Origin of the sequence: Sphaerisporangium aureirubrum (genome assembly GCF_042658925.1) — a bacterium.
Classification (GTDB): Bacteria; Actinomycetota; Actinomycetes; order Streptosporangiales; family Streptosporangiaceae; genus Sphaerisporangium; species Sphaerisporangium aureirubrum.
On sequence record NZ_JBHSRF010000036.1, the window covers coordinates 67,413 to 83,081 of the forward strand.

Genomic DNA, 15,669 nt, shown 5'->3' on the forward strand with positions numbered 1-15,669 from the left:
CCCTCGCCCTGGAATCTCTCTAGAGGATGTCTGATAAGTCACGCTCGTGGTGCTGCGAGGCGGTGTAGGAGCAGCATGCAGGTTGCGGCGTAGATGACGCTTTCTGAGGTCGTGATCAGATATTCGTAGTCCCTGGATAATCGTCGGTAGCGGCCCAGCCAGGCGAATGTCCTTTCCACGACCCACCATCGCGGGACCACCGCGAACACCGGGAGCTCGCGCGGGGGTGCACCTGTCTTGGCCCAGGTGCGCCGGTTGCCGCCGTCACGACGCACCACGATCTCCACGCTCATCCCGGCCGCATCTCGGGCCCAATCGATGAAGCGGCTCCCGCGGTAGCCCTGGTCGGCCCACAGGTGGCCCAGTCGGGGAAACCGATCGACGGCGCGGCTGAGCAGCACCATCGCCCCCTCGCGGTCGCCGGCGTTGGCCGGGCTGACACACGCGACCAGGACCAGGCCCAAGGTGTCGACCAGCAGATGCCGCTTGACGCCCAGTACCTTCTTGGCCCCGTCGTAGCCGTGCAGGCCACCCCGTTCGGTGCCGCGTACGCTCTGGCTGTCGATCACCCCCGCGCTGGGGGTGGGATCACGGCCGTGACGGAGCCGCTCGCGCTCCCGCAGCACGGCCAGGATCTGCTCCCACCGGCCTTCATTCCGCCATCGGCGCCAGTAGTGATACACCGTCTGCCAGGGCGGGAAGTCGTGCGGCAGCAACCGCCAGGCACAGCCGGCACGCAACCAGTAGGCGATCGCGTTCACGATCTCCCGGCGGGAATGCACGGCAGGACGGCCACCGCTTTTGGGGCAGGAATCAGCAGTTCCAGCACCGCCCACTCCTGATCGGTGAGATCTGTCGGGTAGGGCCGGCGACGCTCAGGCATGGGAAACCTCCCCCACCAGCACCTCACACGACAACCAGCCTGACCAGCTACCTCAACGCCAGCTTTTCAGACACCCTCTAGCCGTCTACCGCCGCAACGGCGTGCTGCGGCTGGACAACGCCCGCGCCCGAGCCGCCGCACTGGCTTACATCGCCGCCACCCCCGATACGGCGACGGTGGCGGTCTCTGGCAACACGGTGACGGTGGTCGTTCACGCCGTCCAGCCCACACAGATTCTCGGCCTTGCCGGAGTCGGTCACTTTCGCGTGTCAGGCCGCGCCACGGCGGTGGCACAGCGCGGAGTAACGGGAGTCTTGCGATGAAGAGCGCGTTCGCAGTCACGGGCCGACTGATCAGAATGCTCGCCGTCCTGGTCGTGCTCGTGCTGATCGAAGCCGGGCTTCCTCTGGTGCTCGCCCGGGTTCGCCGGCTGGCCGTTGCCGAGGCGACTCCCCGCCTGGGACGGGATCGAGCATCCTCGAACGAATCCTTCTTCTCGACCCCGACCCAGAAGACACCTGGCGTCGCATCATCCGTCTACAGATCCGCTTGGGACGCCGCAGCCAGGCGCGGAGCACAGCAGCCTTGCTGCAGAAATATCTGCAGGAGCTGGGGGTCCAGCCCACCCAGGAAACGGAGAAGCTGCTGACCGAGCTCTAGTTGTGGTGTCTCTCCACGAAGTCCTAGATGGTCAACTGCTGAGGGAGGGTGTCGCGCGGTTCCGCGGCTGAACGGAGGTGACGCGGTAGTCGCTGCGATACGTCCGGCTGATCGGCGGCTTCCCGCCCAGAGCCCTTCACCAGGTCAGTGATGTCCTCGGTGGTGCGGGCCGGGCTGGTGGCGGGGCGGGAGGAGTGGTCGAGCAGGCCGTCCTCGCCGTGCGCGCACCGACGGGCGTACCACTTGGCGAGGCAGTGGCGCGATAGCCCGGCCTCGGCAGCGAAGTGCGCGATCGGCCGGCCGCCGTCGATCCGCAGGACGATCGTAGAGGTCCCTCGGGGGTCGGCGGTGCCCCTGCTGTTGGCGCTCCTGGACTCGGTGGACGCGTTCATCGGAGCTCTGGGATCTCTGGGCTCCCGCGTGAGCGACTGTGTCTGGCGTCAACGTGCGAACTTCTCGATGGCCGCCGGGGTGACCGGGGTGAAGAAGTTGACGAGGTTGCCGTCGGGGTCGCGGAACAGCAGCGATCGGTTGCCCCAGGGCATCGTGGTGGGCTCGGTGACGAAGTCGGTGACGAAACCGGTCAGGTTCTGGTGAACGCGGTCGACGTCGTCGACACGGAACTCGGTGATCACGCTGTGGTTGTCCGCTGGGCGGGCAGAGCCCGGGGCGAACAGTGGGACGGTGCGGGTGCCGGCGATCGCGAGGGTGGCGTTGGGGGTCTTGAGCTCGGCGAAGTCCTCAGTGGCCCACATCGCCTGCACCCCTGTGGCTCGCTCGTAGAACTCGACGAGGCGCGCGACGTCGCTGGTGATGATGCGGATGGAGACGAAGTCCATGGTGATCTCCTTGGCTGATGGAGTGGCTGCACGTCGCCAGGCTAGGAGAAATAGTGGACAGAATCGGTCCTGTATTCGCCGTAGGCTGTGCCATGCCCCGACCAACCGGCCGCGTGCTGACACTCCTGGAGTTGCTGCAGTCGGGCGGCACTCGGACGGTGGCCGAACTCGCCGACCGGCTCGGCGTCGATGGGCGCACCGTGCGGCGGTATGTGGACCACCTGATCGACCTTGACGTGCCCGTGGAGTCGGTGCGCGGCCGCTACGGCGGGTATCGGCTCGCCCCCGGGTACCGTTTGCCTCCGCTCATGCTCAGCGACGACGAGGCGCTGGCCGTGCTGCTCGGCTTGGTCGCCGGCCGCCGAGCAGGGTTGATGACGGCGGGTCACACGGCGAGCGAGACGGCGTCGGCCAAGATCCGGCGGGTGCTGCCCAAGCACGTCGCCCGCCGGCTAGACACACTCCTGGAATCTCTTGTCTTCACGGATCAGCCTGGTGAGTTCGCCACCCCGGACGCCGGGGTCCTGCTCACCGTCGCCGATGCGGTACGCCATCGCCGGCCGGTCTCGATCCGATACACCGACCGCGACGGCCGGCGCAGCGAACGCACACTGCACGCGTACGGGATCGTCGCCCATTCGGGCCGGTGGTACGTCACGGGCACGGACCCCGAGATCGGCGAGGATCGAACCTTCCGGCTTGATCGCATCAAAGACGCGAGGACCCTGCCCGGCTCTTTCGAGGCGCCCGTGGGTCCCGATCCAGCACACCGCGTGTTGACGGGATTCGCCACGGCTGAGTACCGGCACGAGGTGACCTTGCGGATCCACGGGACAGTCGAGCAGATCCGCGCCCGCCTTCCCGCCGGCGTCGCGAGCCTGGAGGAGCACGAGGCCGCAGTAGGCAAGGACCAGGGGACCGCCCGCTGGCTGCGCGTCCGGCTACGGGCGGAGCGGCTCGACTGGTTGCCGCCGACACTCGCCTCACTCGACCGGCCGTTCATCATCGAGCGCCCCGATGAACTGCGCGACCTCGTCATTGCGTTCGCCGAACGCCTCGCGTCCAACGCCCGCCAAGCCTGACAGCGAGGAACCAATGTCATGAGATGGCACATCTAGTCGGCGGCGCTATCACAGCGGGGACTTTGAGAAGCGAACAGCCCGACGTTGGGTAGGCGTCAGGCCAAGATGAAGGCAATGGCCGTGTCGGAATTTGAGGACGTATCTCTGAGTTCAGGTTGAAGAGTTCATCCGAATCATCGCTGATTTTTCGGATAACGGTTATCTGGTCGAAGCCTTCAGTCAGGTATGTGTGGACAGTGACCTAGAACCACCGGATGAAGCAAAGGAGATCGAGCGCAGGCTCGGCATCGGTGGGTATAAGCTCGCGGCGCATGGTGAGGTCGGCGGCGGTTCTGTAGTGGCGCTCAGCCCTCGCTGGTCCGGATGGGTACCCCTATCTCATTTCGCTTGTAGGTGCGGCGAGCGTTTTTCTCGATCTTGCGGGTGACCTCGTCGGCGAGGTTGAGGCCGTTCATCTCGGCGACTGCGGCTACGTAGATGAAGATATCTGCCAGCTCCTCCCCCAGGTCGGGAAGGCTTCTGCGCCACGCTGTGAAGGCTTCGCCTACCTCGGCGGTGAGGAGGCCGAATTCCAGAGCGACATCCGTAGTGTTGAACCCTTTGCGGTTCTTGTTCTCCCAGATGAGTTTTTGGGCGGATTCGATGTCCAAGACTCCTCCGGCGGTGGTGCAGCAGGGGTCCCAGAAGCCTAGCGGGACTCATGTGCCGTGCACGGGTCTATGCCGCAGTCAGCCTGTCTAAGGGAGTTCGAACGTCGTGGTGTCGAGGGTGAACCGCTCCGGGTCTAATGGAGGCTCTGCTGATCCCGCTGGCTGTCGATGGTGCGATCGTGGTCGCGTCGATGAGCATCCTGCTGTCCAGCCGGTACGGTTCCCGTGGTGGTGCCCTGGCCTGGATCATGCTCGTTGCAGGCAGTTTGGCGAGCCTGGGGGCGAACATCGCCGTGGCCGAGCCCACGGTGATCGGCAAAATCATCGCCGCATGGCCATCGGCTGCCCTGATCGGCTCATACGAACTTCTGATGTCCCAGATCCGCCGCATCGCGACAAACGATGAGCCCGTCGCGATCTCCAGCGAGGACTGCGACTCCGGACCTGCCGAACTCACCCACCAAGCAGAAAATGCCGGTGCCCCTTCGGTAGTCGCAGTGCGCGTTCGTCTCCGTAATCAGCAGATCGCGAGTCTGCACCGTGCCGCGTGGCGCTGGGCGCAGGCCAACCGGACTCCTGACGGCGCTCTACCCTCAGGGACGGTAATCGCCCACCAGTTCGCTCGTAGTGCCAGATGGGGTCGCTGGATCAAACGTTCGGGCGTGGCAGGTGATCTAGGTTGACGGCACGCCGTGCCAGTGTTCACTGTAGTCAAGCGGTGACATGGCCACCGGGCTGAGATTGTGCCCGCCTCCACTCTGGAGGCGGCACTGATCATAGACAGGGTGATATGCCGGAGCCGAGCCGAGGCGCCCCGCGCCGTCGATCATGGCGGCCTTGGTCAGCTCGCGTGGCATGTTGCGCAGAGCCGCGAACCGCGCGACGGTGCTCGCACCGAAGTTCCATAGCGACGATCATGATGTCGGGCAATAGCCGAACAAGGTCATGTGAAGGGGAAGCGGTCGGTCGGCCGTCATAGGACCACCGCGCGACTCACCTTGCGTAAGGATGCGACGGTCATGTGCCCTGGTGGCTGGAGTGTGGCGAGTGTGTCCGGCCGCCTTGACTGCGATGCCCTCGGCCCGGCTCCTGGAGCGGAACCGGGCCGAGGGGGATGCTGCGCGGGGGTCAGGCGGGGGTGGGTTCTTCTTCGGTGCGGCGGTGCAGTTTGGCTTCAACGGACTTGCGTTTCTTGTCGCGGCGGTATTCGCGTACCGAGTAGGCGATGGCGGCGGCCCAGATGACGGCGAGGGCGATGTAGGCGACGGCCTGGACGTTGCCGGAGGCGTCGATCCAGTCGCTGCGCAGCAGAGTGCGCACGTTGGTGAGGACGATGACCCCGCCGACGGCGGAGCCGAGGAAGCGCGGGGGGATGTGGCGTACCAGCCAGGCGGCGACGGGCGCGGCGATGACCCCGCCGAGCATCAGGACGCCGACCCAGGCGAAATTGATGTTCTTCGACCCGATGCCGACCAGGAAGCCGATACTGGCGGCGACCGCGACAAGGAATTCGCTGGCGTCGATGGAGCCGATCACCTTGCGCGGCGGGATGCGGCCGCTGGCCAGGATGGCGGGGGTGCCCACCGGGCCCCAGCCGCCGCCACCGGTGGCGTCCACGAAACCGGCCACCACCCCGAGCGGGGCAAGAAAGCGCTTGCGTAGCGGCTTGCCCAAATTGTCCCGCGGTAGCCCGCAGGCGGTGAAGCGGATGATGATGTAAAGGCCGAGGGGCAGCAGGATCAGCGACATGATCGGCGCCGCCATCTCGGTAGAGAGGCTCGACAGGAACGTGGCGCCGGCGAACGCGCCGCCCGCGCCAGGGATGCCGATCTTGGCGACGACCTTCCAGTCGACGTTGTTGAACCGCCAGTGGGAGAGCCCGGAAGCCAGGGTTGTACCGATCTCTGCCAGGTGGACGGTCGCGGAGGCGGCGGCGGCGTTGGTACCGATCGCCAGGAGCAGAGTGGTTGAGGTGACACCATAGGCCATGCCCAGGCTGCCGTCGACGAGTTGAGCGGCGAGGCCGACCAGCCCTAGCAGGATGAGTGCCTGCACTAAATTCCCTTTACCGCTATTCCGCTTTATCAGTCGCAAAAAGCATTTATCGGCTACATGAATGGGTCAAGTCACATTTTGAGCACCATGTCTCATCTACTGGACTTCTACCTGTTCGCGCTGTCGCTGTCTCCGGAGCCAGAGGATCAGCGTGGCCGGTCGTCCCTGTGCGATCAGTGCGAGCAGGTGCCATCTGATGGTCGCGGCGATCAGCATCACGGCAACCGCGCAATGCTGGAGATCCTGACTCGGTGCTCCCGCTGACTTCCGCCACCGCTCCAGATTCGGAGAACGAGCCGAGGCTGACGGCGCCACCAGCCGAATAGGGCTTGTTGCGAGACGTCATGCTTCCCGGTTGGACAACACACCGAGCGCTGTCAGTTCTCACCGACATTCTTGGCGCCTACTGGCCCAGGGGCTGTCCGGCGGCGAACGCTGCCACTCGTCATCGACAAAATGACCGGGATCCTGTTCGTGCTGCCTGGCATGCTCGCCCTGCTCACTTTGTCGGCTGTCTACGTCATCTGGCAGGACACCGGCCTGGTGACCGCCCTGTTCGCCGGGATCACCCCGGCGATGCCGGCCATCGTCGCCCAGGCCATCCTGACCGTGGCCGCGTTCGCTGCGCTGGTGCTGTTCGCGGTGTCCGTCCCCGTCGCTGGTGGGCGCGGCGTCGACTGGAAGGTTGCGGGGCGCCGTGTCTCCCACCCGAGTGAAATCAGGCCGGCCACGGCTCAGCGAACCGGGGCCGGCGTTGGTCTGTGGGGCCGGGCTCAGTGGGTGAGGGTGAGGACGGAGACGCTGTGGGAGCCGGTGTTGGTGACGTAGATGTAGCGGGCTCCGGGGCCGGCGGCGGTCCAGCGGGGGTCGTCGCCTACTTGGACGTCGGACAGGACGGTGTTGGTGCGGGTGTCGAAGAGGCTGACGGTGTCGGAGCCGGAGTTGGCGACGTAGGCGAGGCGGTCGCCGTGGTGCAGGACGATGCCGCGGGGGTTGGCGCCGACGGTGATGGTGGTGGTGACGGTGCCGCTGCGGGCGTCGATGACAGAGACGGTGCCCCCGATGGTGTTGGAGATGTAGATGGTGCGGTCGCCGGGGGTGACGAGGACGCCGCGGGGTTCGTCGCCGACGGGGATGGTGGCGGTCACGGTGCCGTGGCGGGTGTCGATGACCGAGACGGTGTCGGAGTCGGAGTTGGCGACGTAGGCGCGGCGCCCGTCGGAGGTGAAGGCGATGCCGCGGGGGGCCAGGCCGACGGGGATGGTGTTGACGACGGTGTGGGTGGCGGTGTCGAGGACGGTGACGGCGCCGGAGCCGGTGCTGCTGACGTAGGCGTAGCGGCCGTTCGGGGCGATGGCGACCCAGCGGGGGGCGTCGCCGACGGGGACGGTCTTGATGACCTGCCGGGTGCGGGCGTCGATGACGGACACCTCGTCGGAGTCACGGTTGGTGATGTAGACGAAGGCGCCGCGCCGGTCGAAGGCGACGCCGTAGGGGAACAGACCGACGGCGATGGTGTCGATGACGGTGCGGGTCCGGACGTCGATCACCGAGACGGTGTTGGACCCGGCGTTGGCGACGTACGCGAGACGCCACCCGGGGGCGAAGGCCACGGCGCGGGGGTTGAGGCCGACGGGGATGGTGGCGAGCACGACGGGCCGCACCGTATGGGGGTGAGTGGCGGATGGAATGGCTGGGGGCGGCGCGGCCGAGACGGCCGGCGGGGTCGCGGTGATCAGCGCGGCGCTCATCATGGCCGTCAGGGAAAGCCCGCGGAGGAGGCCGCGCCGGGTGGTGCGGGGGCGGTCAGGCGACATGGCGGGAAGTCCTTTCGGGACGGGATAGGACGTGGTGCACGGCAAGGCCGGTCGCCGGGGAGCCCGGCGACCGGCCGGAAGTGTGGGAGATGTCCGTGGCGGGACCGTGTGCGCAAGAGCCGTGTGGGAGGAATTGAGGGACTGTGCCGCGTTAGATGGTGGCGGTGGCTCTCTCCGCAGAGGGCACCGCAGGCCCCTTTCTGAGCCGGTGGAGGGCGGCGGTGTAGGCGGCGGCGATGATGAACAACGCGACGGGGAGCACGTAGTCGCCGTCGCGTTCCACGAATTGGAACCAGTCCTGGCCGACCAGCGGGCGTAACAGTTCCGTGCCGAGCTTCCATAAGAGCACGAATACCAGCAATCCGCGCCACGGCTTGGCCAGGATCGCCAGACCCAGGATTATTTCGAAGGCGCCGAACAACACCATCAGGTTGGCCGAGTCGACGGTCGCCTTGGTGACTCCGAAGAACGCGAAGAAGTTGTACCAGTAGGGCTTGTTCTCGAAGGCACCGAAACCGCCGTGCCCGATGAGTAGCAGCGCCAGGCCCCCGCGCATGGCCCAGTGGGCGGCCACGTAAGCCCGGTCGGAGACGGTGGCGGGGACCTTGGCGGGGGTCAGCCAGCCGCGGATGGACCAGCCGCCGAGGCCGACGAGGATCAGCAGCGCCAGCGGCATGCCGTAGTTGCCGCCGCGCTCCAGGAACTCCCACCAGCCCTCGCCGACGGTAGGCCGCAGCAGCGCCGTGAACACGCCCCAGACCGTCGTGTGCAGGATGATGATGCGCGCGGGCCAGAACAGGATCAGCAGCCCGACGATGATGTCGACTGTTCCGGTGACGTACATCAGATAGTTGATTGCGACGTCGGGGGAGATGCCGAACAGGTCGTAGTAGGGCAGCCAGGCACGGGAGCGGCTGAGGCCGGCCCACCCGTGGCCGAGGAACTCGATGGCCACTCCGATTCGCAGCAGCCAGTACAGCTTGGTCAGGAGCGGGGCTTGTACCACGGATTCCCACCATGTCCGCGTGCCACCGATTCCGGTCGTCTGGGTCGTCACGAACGCCTCCAATCTCGGGCGAATCGGTAGGATTCCCGAGAAAGGTAAGCGCAAATTGGGCTCCGTGAAAGGGGGTTCCGTGTTAATTTTTGAATGGTATGAATCGCCGAAAAGAGGCAATGGGATTGGCTCGCACCTTGCCCTTTATTTGCAAAATCCGGCGAGCCTGGAATTTTGCCGCGACGAATTAGTCGCCCCGCTGAATTCTTGTGCGCGGGCATGAGCGCCCGTTCTGGGTCTCGCGTCGCGACGCTCGCGAGCGCGATACTCGTGTGATCGTCACGTTGTCGTCCGACGGCGGGCGACACCTCGTGGTCGCGGCTGCGCCGGCGGGCCTTCTGGGATAGGAGCCTCCTCGGCGGGTTCGCCCCGCGTCACCGGAATCTTGACTCCTTGATACACCTCAGCAAGGATTGACTCAATGGATGACGACCCACTTTCGCTGCGACGGCGTGCCGCCCTGCATCACGCGATGGGCGACCCGGCCCGGCTGGCCATCGTCGACGCACTCCTGATAAGCGATCTCGCACCTGGCGAGCTGGGCGCGGCCCTCGGGCTGCCGTCCAATCTGATGGCCCATCACCTGCGCGTGCTCACCGGCGCCGGCCTCATCGAGAAGGTCCGTTCGCAGGCCGACCGGCGCGGTGTGTACGTCCGGCTCAATCCCGGCGCCCTGGAAGGGTTGCGGCCCTCCAAGACCCTCACGGCGTCCCGGGTGGTGTTCGTGTGCACCCGCAACGGCGCGCGGTCCCCGCTCGCCGCCGCGATCTGGTCGACCCGCAGCCCGATCCCCGTTACCTCCGCAGGCACTCATCCCGGCCCGCGGGTCCATCCCCGCACTCTCATTGCCGCCCGGCGGCACGGGCTTCCCCTTGAGCACCACGCTCCTGTCGGCGTAACCGGAATCGTGACCCCCGGGGACCTGGTCGTGGCCGTCTGCGACAACGCCTACCGTGAACTGGGCAGCGCCCCCCGGCACGCCCATTGGTCGGTCCCCGACCCCGGGCCTGTCGACACCGACGAGATCTTCGACGAGGTCGTCAGCCTGCTGACCGACCGCATAGACCGGCTGGCCACCTTCACGACTTTGCCCTAGGAGACGATCTGCCACCCACTGAAGTCGACTGCCGATATCCCACGCGGTGTGTGCTTCATCCTTCCCGCCGCCTTCATCGCGGCTTCGTCCCCCCGGCGTTGTCGCCGACCATCAGTTGACCGCACCGTGTCCATCGTCGCCGCCATAAGCCTGACCCGCTCTTGCTGACCCGAGGATCGGCTCCCTGTCCGCGGTGACATGTCACGGCACTCATGAAGGAGCGTTGGCATGACCGACGACCGAACGTGTCCCTACTGCGACCTCGGCATCTCCACCGAGGTGTCATCTGGCGAATGGGTTCACCGGGATGAGTTTTGGCTCGTTCAACACGGACCCCTCGACACCTCCCGCCCGGGAACCGTGAAGATCGTCTCGCGACGGCACTACATCGACTTCGCCGACATGACCTCGACAGAAGCGGCGTCGTTCGGCCACCTGCTCAACCGTCTGGACATCGCCTTACGCGCGACGACCGACGCTGAACGCGTCCACCTGGTTTCCACCCGAGATCGCGTTCAGCACTTTCACGCTTGGCTCTACCCCCGCCCCGCCTCCCACCCCCTGAGGGGAACCGACTTCCTCAACGCTCCCCAGACCAGCGACGCCGCCCAGGCTGAACACGCCGCCCAGGCCATCCGCCACCACCTAGCGACACAAGTCGCTTGAAAGGACAACAAACAGGACAATGATTACCGCAGTGGTGCCCCGGGCGCCGCCCCCTCGGCGTACAGTCGGCGCGGTCTACGAGGATCGAGCTCAGCGACTCGGCCCGCGGCCTGCTCAAGGCACTGGCCAGCAGCACCGGCTTCGGGCCGTGGTCAAGATAGTCACATTCTTCTCTTGGGGCGAGCATCCCCATGAGACTCAGACCGGGGTCTCCTTGTAGACCGCCGAGACCGATATGCGCGATGCGTCAACACGTTGTCGAACGCTCGGTCCGGTCAGCCGTTCGAGGAACTGTGGAAGACCTACTTGACGGCGGTGGACGAGGTGCTGCCGCGGCTGACGCGGTCGTTCGCCAAGCCTGATTTGGCCAGCGACCGCTGTCGTCGCCGACCTACTGGTATCTGTTCCGCAGTGACGGCGGATCGTCGGAGCAGACCCACGCGGCCAGTCGAGACGCCGAAGCGCAACTTACTGTGCTCCATGCCGCCGAGCAGCAACCGCAGGAGCTGAAGAAGCTCGCCGAGCGGCCCGGGGTGCCAGTGGTGATGGACACCAACATTCTGTTTCATGTCCACTATTCGACGGGCTGTACGGATACCACCTGCGGGCCTTGCTGCTCGGACGCCCGCCCGCTTGACCCCGGGAGAATGCGATGACCAGCCCCGAAACCTCTACCCCTGATCGTTCGCTGCCTCCAGGCGACGTGATCCCTTTCCGTCAGGCCGTACGCGCCTGGTTCGGCATCAGCCTGCAGACTTTCGGCGGCCCGGCCGGTCAGATCGCCGTCATGCAACGCACCCTGGTGGAGGAGAAACGCTGGATCGGCCAGCAACGCTTCAACCACGCCCTCAACTACTGCATGCTGCTGCCCGGCCCCGAGGCCCAGCAACTGGCCATCTACGTCGGATGGCTGCTCAACGGAACCCGCGGCGGCCTGGTCGCCGGCACCCTGTTCGTGCTCCCCGGCATGCTGGCCCTGCTCGTCCTATCCGCCGTCTATATCATCTGGCAGGACACCTCCGTGGTGACCGCGCTGTTCGCCGGCATCGCCCCCGCCGTCCTGGCCATCGTCGCTCAAGCCGTCATCCGGGTCGCCAAACGCTCCTTGACCCACCCGGTGTTCGTCGCCGTCGCCGTGGCCGCCTTCGCGGCGCTCGCGTTGTTCGCAGTCCTTTTTCCCATCGTCATCGCCGTGGCCGGCGCGATCGGGTGGGCGGTACACCGGCTGTCGCCCGGCATGATGAAGAGCGGCCGCGGCCACGGAGGGGACGGCGGGCCGGCACCGCTGATTCCCGACGACGCACTGCACCACGTCCAGCCCAGCCTGCGCTCGGCGGGCAGGATCCTCGCCGTCGGCCTGGCCCTCTGGTGGGTGCCGGTGGCCGCCGTCGCACTGCTCGCGGGGACCGATAGTGTCTTCACCACCCAGGGCCTATTCTTCTCCGGGACCGCTCTGGTCACCTTCGGCGGCGCCTACGCCGTCCTCGCCTTCGTCGCCCAGCGCGCGGTCGAGACATATGCCTGGCTGACCCCTGGCGAGATGGTCCGCGGCCTGGCCCTGGCCGAGACGACCCCTGGCCCGTTGATCATGGTGGTGCAGTTCGTCGCCTTCCTCGGCGCCTACCGCGACCCCGGCCCTCTGGTCCCCTGGGCGGGCGCCCTGCTCGGTGCCCTGCTGACCACCTGGGTCACCTTCGTCCCCTGCTTCCTGTTCATCTTCCTCGGCGCACCCTACGTGGAACGGCTACGCCACAACACCGCCATCAGCGCCGCCCTCTCCGGCATCACCGCCGCCGTCGTCGGCGTCATCGCCAACCTCGCCCTCTACTTCGCCCAGCACACCCTCTTCACCGCCACCGGCATCTGGACCTGGGGTCCGCTGCACGTGCAGGTCCCTGAAATCACCAGCCCCAACCCGCTCGCCCTGGCCATCACCGGGGCGGCCCTCATCATGGCCTTCGCCCTACGTTGGCCCATGCTCCGCATCCTCGGCATCTGCGCACTGCTCGGTATCGCCTCACTTCTACTGCCTCAGGTTTAGTCTCTATACCCCTGGTAGAAGCCATCGTGATTCGTGTGGGCTGGCAAGGGCCGTCCTGGCACCCATGACACTTCTGGCCATGGCGGCTGGCGTCTTCCTGCCACTGCTCGGCCTCCCACCTAGCCGCCTTCCTGGTGGTCGACATCGTGCTTGGCTTGTGTTCGAGCGGTGAGCCGATGATCGTGTTTTGGCGGGAGAAGCCGACGTCGATGTGACTACCCCTCGGTCGCTTGCCCCGTGCTGGCGGTAACCCGGCTTGAACGGCTGTTCTCGTTGTTCTCGACAATCGATGAAGCTCACCGCAGTTCATGATGTTCGCCCTATCGCGCGCTCCCGGCGCCGCCCGTATGGAGTCACTCCACGGGGCTTGTACACCGACAGGACCACGGCGCCGATCACCAGCAGCAGACCGCCAACGGCGTGGAGCAGAGGGCTTGGTGTGCGCCACAGGGCGTCGGCCGCAGACTCGTCAGGCGCTGCCGCCATGTCCGCCAAATGACTCACAGACCCCGCGTACAGCACCACGACGGTGGCGGCAAGGATGTTGATCGTCAATTTGAAAATTATCCAGTAGTGGCGAAACAGCCCCCAATTGGTGCCCAGAGACTGGACAAGCCCGGTGACCAGGGCGGCCAGGCTGAGTGGCACGAGGACGAACCAGGCGGTCGGTGCCATCACCAGGTAGGTGGCACGTGCCGTGCGCTCATCGGGAGCGGCCAGCTCAAGGACGGCCAGTGCCAGGAAAACGGCGATCGCACCTAGCCATCCGACAGAGAGCGACACGTGCACAGTCAGGGTGAGTTTGCGCAGAGCCGGCGGCATGGTCACTTGTTGCCCTCACCGGCGACAGTGCTGGAAGGATTCCCACCCATCCCGCCGCTGTGGCGGCCCGGGCCGTGCTCGCCGGTGAGCAGTAGGGCGACTACCAGCACGACCAGGACGGCCACAACGATCCCGGTCACCTTCACCCACCGCGGTATGCCGGTGCCGTCGCCGGACGATCCCGATCCCTGGGGCGAATTCATCATCTATCTGCCCTTTCGTGTAGTGCTGCGCTCAGTCGCCGCCTAGCTTCGATGTCGCCCCGGTGTCGGCGAAACACCCGGCGGGAGGAGCTCTCGCGTCCCCATCGCGTGGAGAAGGATCACCCTTCAGGGCGACGGCCCGAGGGGACTCGTGGAGTTACCCTTGCCGTGTTATGTCATCGACGGCCCCAGTCTCCCGGCTCTTCCCGTTCTGGCCGCCTTCGCGGGTACTGCTGGATGTGGCCATCGCGCTCACCGTGCTCACCGTCTCGTTGTTGCTGCTCGCGCACGGTGGCCCGGTGCCTGCTCGCGTGGGTTCGCACCCGCTGGACGTCGTTGGAGTGGCCTTCGCGGCGTGCTCGGCGGCGCCGTTTCTTGCCTGGCGGCGGGTTCCTTTCGCCGCGTTCACGGTGACCGCCGCCGCCACCGTCGCGCTTGCCGGCCTCGGCTACCAGGCCGACCTGATGCCTGGGCCCATCGCCGCGCTGTATCTGCTCGCCACCGGCCGTGATCGTGCCACTCCCTGGACAAGGCGCGGCACAGTTGTGGTGGTCGGAATGCTCATGGCGTACCTGGGAACGATCGTCGCGGCGCAGCGGACGTTCTCCGGCTTTGAGCTGCTGCACACCGGGCTGCCCTGGGTGCTTGCCTGGTTCGCGGGGGAGCGGACCCGCCTGCGTGGCGAGCAGTTCGCCGATCTTCGTATGCGGGCCCGGCACGCCGAACGGGAAGCCGAGCGTGGCTGGCAGTCGCGGAGGAACGCGGCCGCATAGCTCGTGACCTGCACGACTCCGCCGGTCACGCGATCAGTTTGATCGCCGTCCGGGCCAGCGCCGCGCGACTGCGGCACGACCTCGATCGCTCTTTTGTGGCCCTGCGGGACATCGAGGAACTGGCCCGGCGCACCGTCCAGGAGATCGACCAGATCATCGGCAACCTGCGCGATGGCGGTCCGGCGGACGAGACCGTGGAGGCGCCGCTCGGGCTCGCCTCGCTCGACACGCTGGTCGCGCACCACGGTGCGGCGGGGCTGGAGATCCGGCTCGACGTCACTGGCCCGCGACGGTCGCTGGCCGGCGCCGCCGACCAGGCCGTCTATCGGATTCTGCAGGAATCGCTGCGCAACGCGGCCCGCCACGGAACCGGCAGTGCCCGGGTCAGGCTCGCCTTCGACGACACCGCGCTTCAACTCACCGTCACGAATACTGTGCTCGCGGACGGCACGCTCAGATCGGGAGGGGGGCACGGACTGATCGGGATGCATGAGCGGGCGACCCTGGTGGGTGGCAATTTCGAGACCGCCCGCGTCGGCGACATGTTCCGAGTCCACGCCCGAATTCCCTACGGAGGTCACCATCCATGCCACGAGTGCTGATCGCCGACGATGACCATTTGATGCGTGCCGGGCTCATCGGCGACCAGGGGCATGCCCAGACGGCTCACAGAGGAGGAGATCACCACCATGGTCACAACGCTCGGCAACCTGAGAAGACTGCTCCACAGCGCCGATCCCACAGACAAGGCAGGGGTATACGAACAGCTGGGCCTGAGGCTGACCTACGAACCCGCCCAGAAAACGGTTATCGCCCGGACAGAGCCCGGGCGATCATGTACCAAAGTGTGTCCGAGGGGGGACTTGAACCCCCATGCCCCGTAAAGGGCACTAGCACCTCAAGCTAGCGCGTCTGCCTATTCCGCCACCCGGACTGGGGTGCCTTGGACGAGGGGTTGTTCTCGTCGGCTGGACTAGGTTAGCAAACTTCGGGGGGTGGTTGATACGGGGACGGATGTCGAGGGG

Annotated in this window: 17 protein-coding genes, 1 tRNA gene and 1 pseudogene; 8 read left to right on the plus strand and 11 right to left on the minus strand. The window is 66.4% G+C overall.

The genetic code is table 11. The annotated features are described in order from the left end of the window. Nucleotides 1–38 precede the first annotated feature (38 nt). From ACFP1K_RS23020 to ACFP1K_RS23030, 3 genes and pseudogenes are all read right to left on the minus strand, one after another. Nucleotides 39–883 (minus strand): annotated as a pseudogene (locus ACFP1K_RS23020) (IS5 family transposase). Between the two features lie 683 nt (nt 884–1,566). After that, nucleotides 1,567–1,935 (minus strand): helix-turn-helix domain-containing protein, encoded by a 369-nt coding sequence (locus tag ACFP1K_RS23025; protein WP_380756688.1) that lies wholly within the window; start codon nt 1,933–1,935, stop codon nt 1,567–1,569. Between the two features lie 48 nt (nt 1,936–1,983). Next, nucleotides 1,984–2,382: a VOC family protein gene (locus ACFP1K_RS23030; RefSeq protein ID WP_380756690.1), complete on the minus strand. Its 399-nt coding sequence runs from the start codon at nt 2,380–2,382 to the stop codon at nt 1,984–1,986. Nucleotides 2,383–2,474: 92 nt separating this feature from the next. On the opposite strand from ACFP1K_RS23030, the gene ACFP1K_RS23035 reads away from it, so the two are divergent. Continuing rightward, entirely contained in the window at nt 2,475–3,464 is a 990-nt protein-coding gene (locus ACFP1K_RS23035; protein ID WP_380756724.1) for a helix-turn-helix transcriptional regulator, read from the plus strand. A gap of 344 nt (nt 3,465–3,808) precedes the next feature. On the opposite strand, the gene ACFP1K_RS23040 is transcribed toward ACFP1K_RS23035, so the two are convergent. After that, the gene (locus ACFP1K_RS23040; protein ID WP_380756692.1) at nt 3,809–4,114 is read right to left on the minus strand and encodes a MazG nucleotide pyrophosphohydrolase domain-containing protein; all 306 of its coding nucleotides are present in this window, start codon (nt 4,112–4,114) and stop codon (nt 3,809–3,811) included. 137 nt (nt 4,115–4,251) lie between these two features. Here ACFP1K_RS23040 and ACFP1K_RS23045 point away from each other — a divergent pair, with 137 nt between their 5' ends. Continuing rightward, nucleotides 4,252–4,797 carry a DUF2637 domain-containing protein gene (locus tag ACFP1K_RS23045; protein ID WP_380756695.1) on the plus strand — a complete coding sequence of 182 codons (546 nt, stop codon included), beginning with the start codon at nt 4,252–4,254 and terminating at the stop codon, nt 4,795–4,797. Between the two features lie 445 nt (nt 4,798–5,242). On the opposite strand, the gene ACFP1K_RS23050 is transcribed toward ACFP1K_RS23045, so the two are convergent. After that, nucleotides 5,243–6,169 (minus strand): sulfite exporter TauE/SafE family protein, encoded by a 927-nt coding sequence (locus ACFP1K_RS23050; RefSeq protein ID WP_380756696.1) that lies wholly within the window; start codon nt 6,167–6,169, stop codon nt 5,243–5,245. A 456-nt stretch (nt 6,170–6,625) separates the two neighbouring features. Here ACFP1K_RS23050 and ACFP1K_RS23055 point away from each other — a divergent pair, with 456 nt between their 5' ends. After that, entirely contained in the window at nt 6,626–6,997 is a 372-nt protein-coding gene (locus tag ACFP1K_RS23055) for a hypothetical protein (RefSeq protein ID WP_380756698.1), read from the plus strand. Here the strand turns inward: ACFP1K_RS23055 and ACFP1K_RS23060 are convergent. Then, nucleotides 6,943–7,986, minus strand: coding sequence for a beta-propeller fold lactonase family protein (locus ACFP1K_RS23060; RefSeq protein ID WP_380756700.1), 1,044 nt, complete (start codon nt 7,984–7,986; stop codon nt 6,943–6,945). The two genes, ACFP1K_RS23055 and ACFP1K_RS23060, sit on opposite strands and share 55 nt — an antisense overlap. A 151-nt stretch (nt 7,987–8,137) precedes the next feature. Continuing rightward, nucleotides 8,138–8,992: a hypothetical protein gene (locus tag ACFP1K_RS23065; protein ID WP_380756702.1), complete on the minus strand. Its 855-nt coding sequence runs from the start codon at nt 8,990–8,992 to the stop codon at nt 8,138–8,140. Between the two features lie 472 nt (nt 8,993–9,464). Here ACFP1K_RS23065 and ACFP1K_RS23070 point away from each other — a divergent pair, with 472 nt between their 5' ends. Continuing rightward, nucleotides 9,465–10,139, plus strand: a complete 675-nt coding sequence (locus ACFP1K_RS23070; protein ID WP_380756704.1) for an arsenate reductase/protein-tyrosine-phosphatase family protein — start codon at nt 9,465–9,467, stop codon at nt 10,137–10,139. 228 nt (nt 10,140–10,367) lie between these two features. Then, on the plus strand, nt 10,368–10,805 hold the full coding sequence (locus tag ACFP1K_RS23075) for an HIT family protein (RefSeq protein WP_380756706.1): 438 nt from the start codon (nt 10,368–10,370) through the stop codon (nt 10,803–10,805). A gap of 302 nt (nt 10,806–11,107) precedes the next feature. Here the strand turns inward: ACFP1K_RS23075 and ACFP1K_RS23080 are convergent, their stop codons facing one another. After that, nucleotides 11,108–11,374 (minus strand): hypothetical protein, encoded by a 267-nt coding sequence (locus ACFP1K_RS23080; protein ID WP_380756708.1) that lies wholly within the window; start codon nt 11,372–11,374, stop codon nt 11,108–11,110. A gap of 134 nt (nt 11,375–11,508) precedes the next feature. Between ACFP1K_RS23080 and chrA the strand changes: the two genes are divergently transcribed. Continuing rightward, the gene (chrA, locus tag ACFP1K_RS23085; RefSeq protein WP_380756710.1) at nt 11,509–12,846 is read left to right on the plus strand and encodes a chromate efflux transporter; all 1,338 of its coding nucleotides are present in this window, start codon (nt 11,509–11,511) and stop codon (nt 12,844–12,846) included. A gap of 306 nt (nt 12,847–13,152) precedes the next feature. On the opposite strand, the gene ACFP1K_RS23090 is transcribed toward chrA, so the two are convergent. Continuing rightward, nucleotides 13,153–13,668 (minus strand): hypothetical protein, encoded by a 516-nt coding sequence (locus ACFP1K_RS23090; protein WP_380756726.1) that lies wholly within the window; start codon nt 13,666–13,668, stop codon nt 13,153–13,155. A gap of 2 nt (nt 13,669–13,670) precedes the next feature. Continuing rightward, on the minus strand, nt 13,671–13,808 hold the full coding sequence (locus tag ACFP1K_RS23095) for a hypothetical protein (RefSeq protein WP_380756712.1): 138 nt from the start codon (nt 13,806–13,808) through the stop codon (nt 13,671–13,673). A 302-nt stretch (nt 13,809–14,110) separates the two neighbouring features. On the opposite strand from ACFP1K_RS23095, the gene ACFP1K_RS23100 reads away from it, so the two are divergent. Continuing rightward, a complete protein-coding gene (locus ACFP1K_RS23100; RefSeq protein ID WP_380756714.1) occupies nt 14,111–14,644 on the plus strand; it encodes a hypothetical protein in 534 nt (177 codons plus the stop codon). A gap of 38 nt (nt 14,645–14,682) precedes the next feature. Next, nucleotides 14,683–15,246 carry a sensor histidine kinase gene (locus tag ACFP1K_RS23105; protein ID WP_380756716.1) on the plus strand — a complete coding sequence of 188 codons (564 nt, stop codon included), beginning with the start codon at nt 14,683–14,685 and terminating at the stop codon, nt 15,244–15,246. Between the two features lie 246 nt (nt 15,247–15,492). On the opposite strand, the gene ACFP1K_RS23110 is transcribed toward ACFP1K_RS23105, so the two are convergent. Then, nucleotides 15,493–15,578 (minus strand) — tRNA-Leu (locus ACFP1K_RS23110). Nucleotides 15,579–15,669: the final 91 nt, after the last annotated feature.